This window comes from Pseudomonas sp. MAG733B (genome assembly GCF_036884845.1).
GTDB lineage: Bacteria > Pseudomonadota > Gammaproteobacteria > Pseudomonadales > Pseudomonadaceae > Aquipseudomonas.
Map to the genome: position 1 here is coordinate 3898608 of NZ_CP145732.1, position 13710 is coordinate 3912317.

The 13710-nt window shown below is 56.5% G+C and carries 11 protein-coding genes and 1 pseudogene; 9 read left to right on the forward strand and 3 right to left on the reverse strand.

Translation table 11 applies throughout. The features are described 5' to 3' along the window. Nucleotides 1–51: 51 nt before the first annotated feature. Together V6Z53_RS17860 and V6Z53_RS17865 are read left to right on the forward strand one after the other, a co-directional pair. A complete protein-coding gene (locus V6Z53_RS17860; protein ID WP_338580929.1) occupies nt 52–2733 on the forward strand; it encodes a LuxR C-terminal-related transcriptional regulator in 2682 nt (893 codons plus the stop codon). A gap of 114 nt (nt 2734–2847) precedes the next feature. Beyond that, on the forward strand, nt 2848–3708 hold the full coding sequence (locus tag V6Z53_RS17865) for an MBL fold metallo-hydrolase (RefSeq protein ID WP_338586513.1): 861 nt from the start codon (nt 2848–2850) through the stop codon (nt 3706–3708). Nucleotides 3709–4121: 413 nt separating this feature from the next. On the opposite strand, the gene V6Z53_RS17870 is transcribed toward V6Z53_RS17865, so the two are convergent. After that, nucleotides 4122–4991: an SDR family oxidoreductase gene (locus V6Z53_RS17870; protein ID WP_338580930.1), complete on the reverse strand. Its 870-nt coding sequence runs from the start codon at nt 4989–4991 to the stop codon at nt 4122–4124. Nucleotides 4992–5104: 113 nt separating this feature from the next. Between V6Z53_RS17870 and V6Z53_RS17875 the strand changes: the two genes are divergently transcribed. After that, nucleotides 5105–6025, forward strand: a complete 921-nt coding sequence (locus V6Z53_RS17875) for a LysR family transcriptional regulator (protein ID WP_338580931.1) — start codon at nt 5105–5107, stop codon at nt 6023–6025. 48 nt (nt 6026–6073) lie between these two features. Here V6Z53_RS17875 and V6Z53_RS17880 read toward each other — a convergent pair. Both V6Z53_RS17880 and V6Z53_RS17885 read right to left on the reverse strand, forming a co-directional pair. Further along, a pseudogene (locus V6Z53_RS17880) lies at nt 6074–6286 on the reverse strand (LuxR C-terminal-related transcriptional regulator); the annotation flags it as partial. A gap of 101 nt (nt 6287–6387) precedes the next feature. Continuing rightward, nucleotides 6388–7284: an AraC family transcriptional regulator gene (locus tag V6Z53_RS17885; RefSeq protein ID WP_338580932.1), complete on the reverse strand. Its 897-nt coding sequence runs from the start codon at nt 7282–7284 to the stop codon at nt 6388–6390. A 263-nt stretch (nt 7285–7547) separates the two neighbouring features. Here V6Z53_RS17885 and rclC point away from each other — a divergent pair, with 263 nt between their 5' ends. The 6 genes from rclC to V6Z53_RS17915 all read left to right on the forward strand — a co-directional run bounded on the left by rclC (nt 7548) and on the right by V6Z53_RS17915 (nt 13634). Then, the gene (gene rclC, locus V6Z53_RS17890; RefSeq protein ID WP_338580933.1) at nt 7548–8057 is read left to right on the forward strand and encodes a reactive chlorine resistance membrane protein RclC; all 510 of its coding nucleotides are present in this window, start codon (nt 7548–7550) and stop codon (nt 8055–8057) included. Between the two features lie 430 nt (nt 8058–8487). After that, complete coding sequence (gorA, locus tag V6Z53_RS17895; RefSeq protein WP_338580934.1) at nt 8488–9849, forward strand: glutathione-disulfide reductase; 1362 nt, start codon at nt 8488–8490, stop codon at nt 9847–9849. 93 nt (nt 9850–9942) lie between these two features. Further along, nucleotides 9943–10827 carry a transcriptional regulator CynR gene (cynR, locus tag V6Z53_RS17900; protein ID WP_338580935.1) on the forward strand — a complete coding sequence of 295 codons (885 nt, stop codon included), beginning with the start codon at nt 9943–9945 and terminating at the stop codon, nt 10825–10827. Nucleotides 10828–10967: 140 nt separating this feature from the next. Then, nucleotides 10968–11597, forward strand: a complete 630-nt coding sequence (locus tag V6Z53_RS17905; protein ID WP_338580936.1) for a glutathione S-transferase — start codon at nt 10968–10970, stop codon at nt 11595–11597. Nucleotides 11598–11802: 205 nt separating this feature from the next. Then, the gene (locus V6Z53_RS17910) at nt 11803–12723 is read left to right on the forward strand and encodes a LysR substrate-binding domain-containing protein (protein WP_338580937.1); all 921 of its coding nucleotides are present in this window, start codon (nt 11803–11805) and stop codon (nt 12721–12723) included. Beyond that, nucleotides 12723–13634 carry a LysR family transcriptional regulator gene (locus tag V6Z53_RS17915; RefSeq protein WP_338580938.1) on the forward strand — a complete coding sequence of 304 codons (912 nt, stop codon included), beginning with the start codon at nt 12723–12725 and terminating at the stop codon, nt 13632–13634. The genes V6Z53_RS17910 and V6Z53_RS17915 overlap by 1 nt, the downstream gene beginning before the upstream one ends. Nucleotides 13635–13710: the final 76 nt, after the last annotated feature.

Sequence of the window (13710 nt, forward strand, 5' to 3'; positions counted from 1 at the left end):
CACCCCGCTGGAGTGGTGTCACCTTCATCGCCCTCGCTCGAGTTTTGCCTGATGAAACCCAACACCCTGCTTGTCAGCACCAAATTCGCTCCGCCGCGCCTCTCCAGCCAAGCTGTATTGCGTGAGGAACTGATGGCGCGTCTGAACGATGCGCGCCATAAAAAACTAATGGTCATCACCGGCAGCGCCGGGTTTGGAAAGACCACGTTGATGGCGCAATGGCGAATGGAATTGGTCAAGGAGGGGGCACGCGTTGCCTGGCTTTCGCTGATTTCCGAGGATGCATCGAGGACGACGTTCTGCGCCGGGTTGATCGGTACCCTGCAAAAAATCGGACTGGTTCTGGAGGACGACCTGTGGCTGATAAGCGACGCGGGTAAGACTGGTTGGCAGCAGGCGATGTGCGCAGCCCTGGTCAATACGCTCGACCGGGATGGGGCCGAGCAATACCTGATGATCGACGATTTTCACCACATCACCGATCCCGCGATCCTGGCGCTGATACAGGCGCTGGTCGACGCGGCCCCAGGGAATTTGCACATTGTCTTGGCATCACGGGTGGCGACGCCGCTATTGCTCGGTCGCCTGCGGGCAATGGGCGAGCTTTGCGAGATTGACGGCACTGAACTGTCGTTCGCCTTTCGCGAGTCCTTCAGTTTTCTCAAGAATCATCTGGATGCCAATATCGATCTAGACGCCGCACATTCGATTCACGACTTGACCAACGGATGGCCGATCGGCCTGCAACTGGTGTCGATCTCGATGAAGGCCAAGCCTGGCAAGTCGCCGAAACCCGGCAGACAGTTGCTCAACAGCGCGAGTCTTGGTGCGTATCTTTCCGAGGACGTCATTGGCGATCTACCCGATGAGTTGTTCCAGTTCATGCAGAAAATATCGATTTTGCGTCGTTTCAGTTCTCCCTTGGCCGCCTATGTCACGGAAAACGAGCATGCCCCGCAGCTGATTGCATCCATTGAAGCACGTAACCTGTTTTTGCTGCCGGTGGACATGGAAGATCGTTTTGAGTGGTATCGGCTGCATCCAATGTTCGCTGAGTTCCTCAACCAGCGCCTGGAGCAGGGCGGGATCGACGTCAGTGGGCTGCACCTGCGTGCTGCTCAATGGTTCGCCAATGAGGAGCTCTTTACCGAAGCTGTTCGACACGCGGTGCTCAGCGGTGATTTTCAGACGGTAGTGGAGATCCTTGAACGGGCCATTCCTACTCTGGCCAATCTCAGTCATCTTGGCGTCTTCATGCGCTGGATCGAGAGCGTGCCGACAGAGCTTCTCGCCCAGCATCCGCGATTGATGCTGATGGGGGCCTGGAGTGCGGTGATGGTCGGCCATCTGGACACGGCCAGGCATTGGAAAGACATCCTGACGTCGAGCCACCCGACACCAACCCAGGCGTTGCAAATCAAATTGTTGCAGGCGTTGATCGCAGAGATGGACGAGGACGTGGAAAACGGCCTGGTCTATCTGAACGAGATTGGCGACGCGCCATTGGGTCATGCTTTTTTCGAGTACTTCCGCTGGGGGCTGACCGTGGCCGCGCTTGCCACCCTCGGGCAGTATGCTCAGGCGCGAAGCCGATTCAACACATTGGCTGACCACCACATGCTCAGCAATACAAGCGAGGTGGCGCTGGTCAACCGCAGCACCTTGGGTGTCGTCGCGCTGTACGAAGGCAACGTGCTGGAAGCCGAACGCGTCTGTTCGAGCGTCCTTGCAGACGCGGAAACCCATCATGGGCGTCGTTCGATAAGTGCGACCAGTACGGCGGCGATTCTGGCTGAGTTGTGGTACGAACTTGACCGCATCGACGACGCCCGAGAAACCCTCGCCAACCGCCTGGACATGCTGCATTTTTCTGCGCCTGAATACATGTACTGCGCCGCCCGTACTTATGCACGGCTGCAGTTCCTGCAGGAAGGCGTAAGGAGTGCGCTCGACTATGTCGCAAAAAAAGAAAGCCATTTCCGCGCGCTGGGGTTGAACCATGGCGTTGCCGTCATGCTTGCCGAGCAGGTCAATCTGGTGCTGAAAGCCGGTGACTGGCGACATGGCGAATCGTTACAGGCAACCCTCGACGATCTGGCTTTGCAACCACAGCAATCCCAATCTTGCCATAGCGCAATCGTTGCCACGGCCGCATTGTCGCGGGCTCGCCTGGCGTTGGCCAAGCAGGAGCCGGCAGCAGCGCTGCTGGCGATCGAAGCGGTGCATGAAATCGCTACCCGGCTCAACAGGGGTGCGCTGTTGGTCAAAGCCGATCTCCTCAAGGCAATTGCACTGGATCGACTCGGGCATGACGATGCCGCCCGAGACCGTCTGAAAACAGCGCTTGCCTCAGGTTACCGATTGGGCCTTTTGCGCAGCTTTCTCGATGAGGGAGAGACATTACGTGGCTTGCTGGCTGGGCTGGACTGTCAGTCCGTGGAGACGCTTGCGCAGTATCAACAGCAACTGCTGGCCCGCATGAAGCAGACTACGTCATTGATCAGTGACAAGACGGCGCCGCCGTTGACGGGCTCTCACGATGACACCGAGCCGTTGACCAAGCGCGAGCAGGAGATTCTCACGCTGTTGGAGCAATCCATGTCCAATAAGCACATCGCACTGGCACTCAACATCAGCGTACAAACCGTCAAATGGAACTTGAAGAACATGTTCATCAAACTCGGCGTGTCGAGTCGTTACGAAGCCATCATCGTTGCGCGCAAGCGCGGATGACGCCCCCCCTCCAGTGGGGTGGGTCGCAACCCTGAATCAATGCATTAACGTGCGCTCCTTTGCATGCCTTGCGATGTTGTGAGGCACCCGCATACACAGGGGTTGAACATTGTGATTCGTAGCATTTCCACACTGGCAGGCCCGCGTCGGAAACTGGACGGGGGAATTCTGTTCGGGCATACACCTCGTTTGAAATGGTCGCAGTGGATGAAGCCCGATCTGGACAATCAGGTGGACATCGCTTCCCGAGCCTTACTGGTGCAACAGCCGGGGATGAACATCCTCGTGTTGTCTGGTGCTGACGCGCTATTGGCTCCGCCACCACGCACCTGCCGCTGCCAGCCACGGGTGATGGGACTGTTGGACAACCTGGCGCAACACGGTTTGTGTGAAGACGATATTGACGCGGTGGTGTTGACTCATCTGCATGCGCCACTTTCCGAAGAGCTGCTCGAGCGCGTAAGGGAAGGGGAGATGCCCCGATTATTGTTCCCGAAAGCGCGGTACCTGACTGGCGAACGTCACTGGGCTCGCGCACGCAATCCCCACCCCCGTGACCGCGACTTGTTTCTCTCGCCATTGATGCATCGTCTGGAAAAAAGCGGGCGTCTGGTCCTGATCAACCGTAGCGCCTGCGAACTGCTCGGCGAGGGTTGGCACTTTGATTTCAGTGATGGTTTTACGCCGGGGCAACTGTTGCCGGAAATCCAGCTACAGGGTGGCCCGGTGGTGTTCGTCGGCAATCTGATCCCGGGAACGCACTGGTTGAGCCTGACTATCAACAGCGCCTACGACCGCAATCCCGAATGCGTCATAGGCGACAAGGAACGCTTGCTTGACCACCTGGTGGAAAAAGCAGGAAGACTGGTCTTTTCCCTGGATCCGGATGTGGCCATGGTCAAAGTCATGCGTGACCGGCAGTCACGTTACATTCCATACGACCTTTACACGTCGTTGAGTCGGTTTGACACCTGAGTGTCGAGCACCGCGTCAGGGTAGAGAGCGCGTACTAGGGAATCGAAACCAAGCCTGATACGCAGTGGTTCACGATGTTTCGTTTCTAGGTCCGGATAAGGGCGTGTTCGATAAAAGTTGGACGATGACCGATATCGAGATGGTCAAATGATAGACCGACTGGAACCGACCAAGGAAAAGTAACAACACTGACAGTTGGAGTGCAGAGGGCCTACGTAGACCTGACCCCGCCTCCGATAGCGGGTATAGGGAAAGGACTGACAATCTGAGCTCCCAGTCGCAAGCGAACTCTCACCTGTGAGCTTCGACTAGGTTTTTGGTTGCGCGTTGGTGAAATGCCCGCCTCAACTCAGCGCCGCCAACAAACGAGGAGCGGCATGTTCCTCGCACCGAAGGGGAAAATAAACGAATACTTAAAGCGAGAAAGCCACCCGTAAAATGCCCTCAAGATCTTTCGGCTTGCGCCCCAGCAGTTTTTCAAGCGTGCGACTGCTCTGGTCGAAAGCGCCTTTATCGATAGCATTGCCCCAGCCGCTGAGGAATTTCGCGACCGCGGTTGGCCAGCCGTCAGCCTCTCGAGCGGCGATGAATGCCTGAACGGAAATTGGTTGGTAAGCAACCGGCTTGCCCGTCAGTCGAGTCAACCCGTCTGCGATGTCCTGAAACGACCAGGTCTGTCCCGCATTTAGCAGGCAAGTGCGATTTTCATAGCCTGTTTGGGTTAACAGTGCGGCACCGGCTTCTGCCAGTTCGGTATAAGTGGCGAAGCTGGCTCGACCTTGCCCTGTTGGGGCGCTGAAGCCTTCTTTTGCCGCATTGGCACCGATGAGGAAGGGCAAATCGTTAGCGTATAGCGGATGTTGAATAATTGTGTACGTGAGGCCCGACTTCTCAAGCAATCGCTCGGTAGCTATATCACTCTCCGTCACGCCCTCGATAGGTGCCAGCTCATCGTTGATCCGTTGAATACTGGTGTAAACCACATGGCGAACACCCGCGCGGCCGGCTGCAATGATCACGTTTTTATGCTGGGCAAGACGATCACTGAACGCTACGGCTGACACCAAATAGATTTTTTCTACGCCTTCGAACGCTGCCACCAGCGAATCGTAGTCGGTGTAATCCGCTCGGCGCACTTCTATACCTAATGCAGCCAGAGGCTCCGCCTTTTCAATATCACGTGCCATTGCCACAACATCTGATGCCGGGATTTTTTGTATCAGTGAACGCAAGACAGCATTGCCCAATCTGCCTGTCGCGCCGGTAACGAGAATTTTTGCCATGATGCTTTGCTTTCCAATCTTGAACCAGGAGGAAGCCCATCATGACCAAAGCATCAAGGATTAATTAGTCTTCAATCGGTAGAATCAGCTTCAACCAAAAGTTGGAGATGATCGTGGAAACCCTGGGTAATCTTGAGTCCTTCGTCCGTGCCGCAGAAGCCAGCAGCTTTTCCGAAGCCGCACGACGCATGGGCATTTCAGCTGCCGCCGTCAGTAAAAATGTGGCGCGACTTGAAGCGAATCTGGGTACGCGGTTGTTCCACCGCAGCACGCGCAGTCTCACCCTCACCGAGGCGGGAGAGTTGTTTTACCAAGAGGTCGCGCAAGGCCTGGAAACCATCCAGGGGGCCATCAACCAGATTGGCGAAACTCGCGAAGTACCCGCAGGGCGACTGCGGGTCAATTTGGCACCGTCTTTGGCTTACGATTATGTATTGCCATTGCTCAAGACCTTCAAACAGCGTTATCCCGCTGTGGTGCCGGATTGGCACCTGGAAATCCGACGCGTGGATTTGATAGGTGAAGGTTTTGATGTCGCTATCGGCGGCGGCATGGAATTGTCACCGGGCGTTGTGGCGCGCGAACTGGCCAAACTTCATCTCGTGGCTGTCGCTGCTCCATCATGGCTTGAAGGCAAACCGCTACCCGCTACGCCCAGCGATTTGCAGGGGGCCGATGGCATCGTAATGCGTTCGACCAACTCAGGGCGTTTGCTGAACTGGACACTTCGTGATTCCGGGGAAGGGCGGTACGACCTGAATCTAAAACCAGCAGCCATCATGAACGACCCAGAAGCGCTGTGTAGTTGCGCTGTGATGGGGTTAGGTGTCGCGCTACTACCCTTGGATCGCGCCTGGCCTCGCTTGCAAAGCGGTGAGCTGGTTCGATTGTTACCCGACGGGTACGTGGATCTGGGCGTGGTCTCGATTTACTACTCTTCAAAAAAGTCCTTGCCGGCGAAAACACGGGTGTTCGTCGATTTTCTGTTAGAGCATTTTCAAGAATCGCTCTGCCAACACTTCCGTGCCGATTGACACATCGGTGGGCACCAGTCCTGAAGGATGTTCTCAAACCATAAGTGGTTATTCGGAATACTTCGTGAAGATCAGGTCCGTTGCAGGGGGCATCTTCGTATCGCAAGCGAAGCAACCATTGATGATCTTTTCACTGGGATTGGGCTTGCCGTTTTCAAACTGCCCGTAACCTAAGCATTCAGCCATTCGGACCAGATCAGCAAATGATTTCGCCTGCATTTTTTTCATCGCGTTACCACGGTGAATCTTGACAGTAACTTTGCAAGTTTGGAAAGCGTAGCAGTTCAAACGACAGGGCAGTGCCGAGCATGCTCACAAGCAGACGAATCACGTCAAAAAGTCTAGTTGGCGAAATGGATACGCTAAATCTCGCGACGCAGTTTCCCCGGCGCTTCCCCGTAAAACGCCTTGAATTTCTTGCTGAAAGCCGACTGCGACTGGTAACCGACCTGCACGGCAATATCGCTCAACCCTAGATGGGAGTGGCTCAGCAGATTGAACGCCAATTCCATCCGGACCTGAGTCAACAGCACCCAGGGCGATGCACCCGCCACTCGTGCGAAGGCGCGCAGAAAAGTTGCCCGGGACATGCTTGCCATTTCCGCCAGCCCTTCAACGGTCCACTCGAATGCAGGGTCGGCCAACATCGCCTGCCACGCGCGTCCGAGGCGTTTATCGCTGAGCAAAGCGAGTGAACCGGTGGTCTGGCCATCGCTTGCCAGGTGCGCTCGCAGGATCAAGGTGAACAGCGCCTGGGATAGCGCGTCGAGCATGAATCTGGAGCAGACCTGGTCACCATCCGCTTCGCCACGCAGCATCTCCACCAGCGCAGGCAACGGCCCACTGGCCGTGGGCGGGATGACCAGATACTCGGGCAGCGCGGCAAACAGCAGTGACGTGCGATTGAAGTGAAACCCGCCACAGAGCATGTCGAAATCGCGACTGGTCCCGCCAATTCGATGCATCGGTACGACACCACCTTCGCTAACGCTCGGCACGGTCGGCGCTACGGTTTTGCCTGGGCTGTGCATGACATGCGGCGCGCCTCGCGCAAGCAGCAGAATGTCCCCGGCCTTCATGGGAACGCGCTGGCCATCGGGAAAGTCTACCCGGCACTCTCCGGCCAGCACGATGTGATAGGGCGCCCGGCCCAAGGCTTCCTGCGCATGCTCGCGTGCCCAATCCCCCTCGAATTGGCAGCGCAAATCCAGACTGCCGCGAACATTGGCCAAACTGATGAGTTTATCGATTGAGTTCATTTTGAGTTTTTCGCAATAAAAGCTGAGCCGATTGAGCAAATCCGAATCGCGCCACTGGAGAAAACAGAGTGTGTCGAAACAGTACACTCAACCTGTTCACGTTGAGACGATCAAGCAACAACTTGAGCATGACGAACAAAAGCACCGTTCGCCAAACCCGCAGACTGGCTCCACATTCAATGTTCTGGAGAAGTCTCTTGCTCACCTCATTTGCAACCTGGTTACGGTTCCTCAGCAAAGTGGATACCTTTGGCGCTTCGCTTATGCGACTGGCAATCGGCATCGTGTTCCTGTGGATTGGTGCACTCAAATTCGTCCCCTACGAGGCCGACAGCATCACACCGTTTGTCGCCAACAGCCCCTTCATGTCGTTCTTCTACGAGCACCCGCAAGAGTACAAGGTTCACCTGACACATGAAGGCGAACTGAACGCGGACAAGCGCGCCTGGCAGACAGCCAATAACACCTACGGGTTCTCGACCGGGCTGGGCATTGTCGAACTCCTGATTGGTTTATTGGTGCTGTCCAATCCGATCTCACGACGCACCGGCTTACTCGGTGGTGCATTGGCCTTCGGTACGCCATTGGTGACGTTGAGCTTTCTGATCACCACGCCAGAGGCCTGGGTCGGTGCCCTGGGCGACGCTCAGAACGGTTTTCCCTATCTGTCCGGTGGCGGTCGCCTGGTGCTTAAAGACGTATTGATGCTGGCAGGTTCGCTGACTGTGATGGCCGACTCCGCTCGTCATCTGCTGCGGGAAAGTCGTGCATGAGCCATCAACGCCTCGCTGGATTGTTTCACCCAGCACAATTAAGCCATGACATCCCTGCCGGTTCTCTAATTGCCCATAGATGGTGAGACTGAACGCAGAAGGCATTGACCCATTTCGGGCTAATGCAGAGTCCATCCAGGGAGTCCCCACATGATTGATGTTGCTCATTCCTGCGACGGTAACCCTTGGTTGGAGACTCCAGCCATGGCCCATAGCGAATACGAAGGTAGTTTTTTGTTGCCCCAACTGATGGGTGCACTGGCTAGCGAGTCCAGAGCGGCTCCTGTCACGCACAGATCCAATGCGCATCAGAACAAGGTTTCGGTCTCGAAACGATGCGCCCCGATTTTGCGCGCATTTAAACTTCGTTTTTCTCCCCTTTAACGATGGTTGGCCACACCTGTGTTGTGCGACCTTGCAGAGAATTGAGATGACCTACGACTTTGATTTATTTGTGATTGGTGCAGGCTCCGGCGGTGTCCGTGCTGCGCGTTTTGCCGCAGGATTCGGCGCGAAAGTGGCTGTTGCCGAAAGCCGCTACCTCGGTGGTACTTGCGTGAATGTCGGTTGCGTGCCAAAAAAACTGCTGGTCTACGGCTCGCATTTTGCCGACGACTTCGAACAGGCCGAGGGCTTTGGCTGGACGGCCGGCAAGGCGCAATTCGACTGGGAAAAATTGATCTCCAACAAGAACCGCGAGATCGAACGGCTCAACGGGATTTACCGCAAATTGCTGATCAACAGCGGCGTGACCTTGCTCGAAGGTCATGCACGGCTGACCGATGCGCATCACGTTGAAATCAACGGCCAACGTTACAGCGCAGAACGCATTCTGATTGCCACCGGTGGCTGGCCACAGATTCCGGATATTCCAGGTCGTGAGCACGCGATCACTTCGAATGAAGCATTCTTTCTGAAACAACTGCCCAAGCGGGTATTGGTGGTTGGCGGTGGTTACATCGCCGTCGAATTTGCCGGTATTTTCAATGGCCTGGGTGCCGACACCAGCCTGCTGTATCGCGGTGATCTGTTCCTGCGCGGGTTTGATAAATCAGTTCGTACGCACCTTGTGGAAGAACTGACAAAACGCGGTCTGCAATTGCAGTTCAACACCGATATCGTGCAGATCGACAAACAGGCGGACGGCAGTCTGCTGGCGACGCTCAACGACGGTCGTCAACTGGAGACCGACAGCATTTTCTACGCCACTGGCCGCCGCCCCATGCTCGACAATCTGGGCCTGGAAAACACCCGCGTCGCACTCAATGACAAGGGCTTCATCGACGTCAACGACAACTTCGAAACCCGCGAGCCATCGATTCTGGCATTGGGTGATGTGATTGGCCGGGTGCAACTGACTCCGGTCGCCACAGCTGAAGGCATGGCCGTCGCGCGTCGCCTGTTCAAACCTGAAGAATATCGCCCAGTGGATTACCGACACATTCCCACCGCGGTGTTCAGCCAACCCAACATCGGCACCGTTGGACTGACGGAAGAACAGGCACTGGAGCATGGCCACAAAGTCGTGGTTTTCGAGAGCCGATTCAAACCGATGAAACTGACCCTCACGCAGTCGTCCGAGCAGACGCTGATGAAGCTGGTGGTGGATGCTGCGACGGATCGAGTACTGGGCGCGCACATGGTCGGCCCCGACGCCGGAGACATCATTCAAGGGCTGGCCATCGCGCTGAAAGCGGGGGCCACCAAGCGCCTGTTCGATGAAACCATCGGTGTGCACCCAACCTCGGCAGAAGAATTCGTGACGCTGCGTACGCCTGTCACCGGCAGATAACGGCAGACGGCCAATCTTCTTCCGTTGGTTCGATAGCCTCCAGGATCGATATACAATGCAGCGCATAAGCAGTGCCTATAGAGGAGAGTTCTTATGCTGCTACGACACTTGCGATATTTGTTGGCAGTCGCCGATAACGCCGGCTTCACCCGCGCAGCCGAGGCGCTGCATGTTTCCCAGCCCACCTTGTCGCAACAGATCCGGCAGCTGGAAGATACGCTTGGTGTTGTGCTGTTCGACCGCACGTCACGCACGGTCAAACCGACTGATGCGGGGCAGGCCTACATCGAATGTGCCCGTCGTGTATTGGTGGAGTTGGAGGCTGGCAAGCGCGCACTGCACGATGTGAAGGATCTGTCGCGCGGCACCTTGCGCCTGGCCATGACACCGACGTTCATGGCGTACCTCGTGGGACCGCTGATGCGCGACTACATGGCTCTCTATCCCAATATCCATCTGGAGATCTTTGAACTCTCCATGGCCGATATCGAAACCGGCCTGGCGGAGGACTCACTGGATATCGCCATTGCGTTTGATGAGGTGCGAAACCCGGATATCGAAACAATCCCGGCTTTTGTTGAAACCCTGGGGCTGGTGGTGGGGCGCGATCACCCGTTATACGACTGGAAGAAACCCTTGACCGCCGAGCAGGTCGCGCAACTGAACTTCGCGTTGCTGACTCCCGACTTCGCCACCCGCGTCTGCATTGACGAGTACTTCGCCAAGACGCAGATCACCCCCAACGTGGTGATCGAGGTCAACTCGGTCAACACTTTGCTGGAAGTCATGCGGCACACGGCGGTTGCCACTATTCTTCCGGAACCCATCGCTACCCAGGACCGCGCCCTGCGCAGGATCGCGCTGCTGGACAAGGGGCCACAGCGCGGAGCCGCCTTGTTGCGGCGCAAAAACAACTATCACAGCGCGGCGTCAGTCGCCTTTATGGACTTGATGCTGGGTGAATCGGTGCGTCAGTAGCCTCTGCAAAAAGAATGATCATTACACGCCATGAAATGCTGGATTGTAATTGCTGGTCATTCCGCTGTTTATGAGAGGAGGGGAAGATGACTCCATCGACGCGATCACCGGGTCGAACACATAAACAGTCGGAGTACGTCATGTCCCAGCAAGCGATCAAACTTTATCGTCACCCGTTGTCTGGTCACTCTCATCGGGTTGAACTGATGCTGTCCCTGCTCGGCCTGCCGACGGAACTGGTCTTTGTGGACTTGATGAAGGGCGCACACAAAACCCCCGAGTTCCTGGCGATCAACAGTTTTGGACAAGTCCCGGTGATCGATGACAACGGCACCGTACTGGCCGACTCCAACGGCATCGTGGTTTACCTGGCCGCCAAATATGGCAACGGCCAATGGCTGCCGACCGATCCGGTAACGCAGGGCAAGGTTCAACGCTGGTTGTCGGTGGCCGCCGGTCAAATCAGTTCGGGCCCTGCCAGCGCGCGATTGATCACCGTGTTTGGTGCCGGTTATGACGCCGAAGAAACGATCAAACGTTCTCATGCCCTGCTTAAAGTCATGGAAGAAGAGCTGGGTCAAAGCAAATTCCTGGCCGGCGACAAGCCGACCGTCGCCGATGTTGCCGCCTACACGTACGTGTCCCACGCACCAGAAGGTAACGTGGCGCTGACTGACTACCCGAATGTCCGTGCCTGGTTGAGCAGCATCGAAGCGTTGCCGAACTTCGTTGGCATGCAACGTACCGCTGTAGGCCTACAGGAGGCTTGATTCGATCCTGAAGGAGCTTGCCGGGAGAATACTTGCGGCAAGCTCCTTTTCATTGGCTGCGCAGATCTCTCAGGATTGCTTTGCGTACATGCAGCCAGCCCGACGGCGCGTGCGAAAGTCGCTTTGGCCGACGATACTGGCAACCAGGTCTTGCCACGCAAGCGGCCAGACTTCTCGCTGTCCTCTCATCAAGACAGGGTCGCCTATGGATCGTTTTCAAGAAATGCAGATATTCATGGCAGTAGCCGAGGAAGAAGGCTTTGCCGCGGCCGCCCGCCGGTTGAACATCTCTCCCCCCAGCGTGACCCGTGCCATCGCCGCGATGGAAGAGCGCATCGGCACACAGCTCCTTTCCCGAACCACTCGTAGCCTGCATCTCACCGAAGCCGGTCAACGCTACCTTGAAGATTGTCGGCGTATCCTCAGTGATATCGACGAGGCGGAGGAGGCGGCGGCAGGCAGTTACTCGATACCGTGCGGGCATTTGACCGTGACCGCATCGGTGCTGTTTGGCGAGTTGTTCATCGCGCCGCTGCTGGCCGACTACGTGGATCAGTTTCCTTCGGTGCACCTCAATGCCTTGCTGGTGGATCGTGTGGTGAATATGGCTGACGAGGGTATCGATGTGGCCATACGCATCGGCCATTTGCATGAGACCAATCAGCACGCCATCAAAGTCGGCGAAGTACGTCAGGTGATCTGCGGTACGCCCGATTATTTCGAGCGCAACGGCAGGCCGCGTCATCCTGGTGAACTCAGTACCGCCAACATCGTCATGTCTTCGGCCAGCCATTTGCTGAGCGACTGGCAATTCGTCAACGACGGCAACGCACTGAGCTTTCGGTTCGAACCGCGATTGGTGGTCACCGCCAATCAGGCCGCGATCAATATCGCCAGCCTGGGCTGGGGCGTCACGCGTGTATTGTCCTACCAAGTGGCCAACCAGGTGGCGGCTGGCGAACTGGAATTGGTGCTGGAAGACTTCGAACCGCCTGCGCTGCCCATTCAAGTGGTCTACCTCAAGAGCACCCGAATCCCGGCGAAGGTTCATACCTTCGTGGATTTTCTCGCGGATCGACTCGGCAAGGATTCGGCGCTCAAGGCTGTGGTGAAGGGTTCCAGCTGATGGATCGCTACCATGAAATGCTGATGTTCGAAGCATTATCGGAGCGACCCAGCCTGGCTGCTGCGGCACGTCGTTTGAACGTGTCAGGACCCACGGTCGTTCGCGCCATTGCACGGCTGGAGGAACGTCTTGGCGTGCCACTGTTACTTCGCAGTACCCGCGGCGTGTCGCTGACTGAGGCCGGCGCCGGCTTCATGGCCGATTGTTCACGCATTCTCAAGGCCATCGAAGACGCAGAGGCTTCGGCCAAGGGCTTGCACGTTCAGGCCCAAGGCAATCTCACGGTATTGATGCCTTTGCTGTTCAGCCGCTATGTCATGAACCCGATGCTATCGAGTTATACGAACCTGTATCCCGAAGTAAGAGTCTTCGCGCAATACCATGATCGTTTTCCGAACATGAATGAGGAGGGAATCGACGTAGCTGTGCTCATCGGTAATCTGCCCAGCTCTTCATTGATCGCACGACAAGTGGGCCACGTGCGGTCGATGGTGTGCAGCAGCCCGGCCTATCTGGCCACTCACGGTGAGCCCGGCGTACCGGAAGATTTGAGACATCATCGGTTGGTCGCCACGCATGCTTATCGAGACAAGGTCCAATGGGACTTTCACCAGGACGGTGAATTGAACCCTATAAAAGCCCGGTCACGGATAAGTTGCGCGACGGTGCAGGCGGCCATCGATGCTACTGCTCATGGTGCCGGCATTACCCGCTGCCCGAGCTATCCGTTGTACGAGTATTTGAACAGTGGACGATTGCGCCGTGTATTGCAGCCCTATGAGTTACCGGCGCTGCCGGTGCATGTGGTGTACCGCGAAGGGCGCAAGGCCTCGATGCGGGTACGCAGTTTCGTCGACCACATCGTCGAGGGCCTGCGCGAACATCCGGCCATGCAGCCGGATGCTGATTGAGCGCGCGCAGCGCTCGCACCTTGCACTGATACAGATACCTATCGGGCATTTCAGTGAGCGAAATAGTGGATTGTGT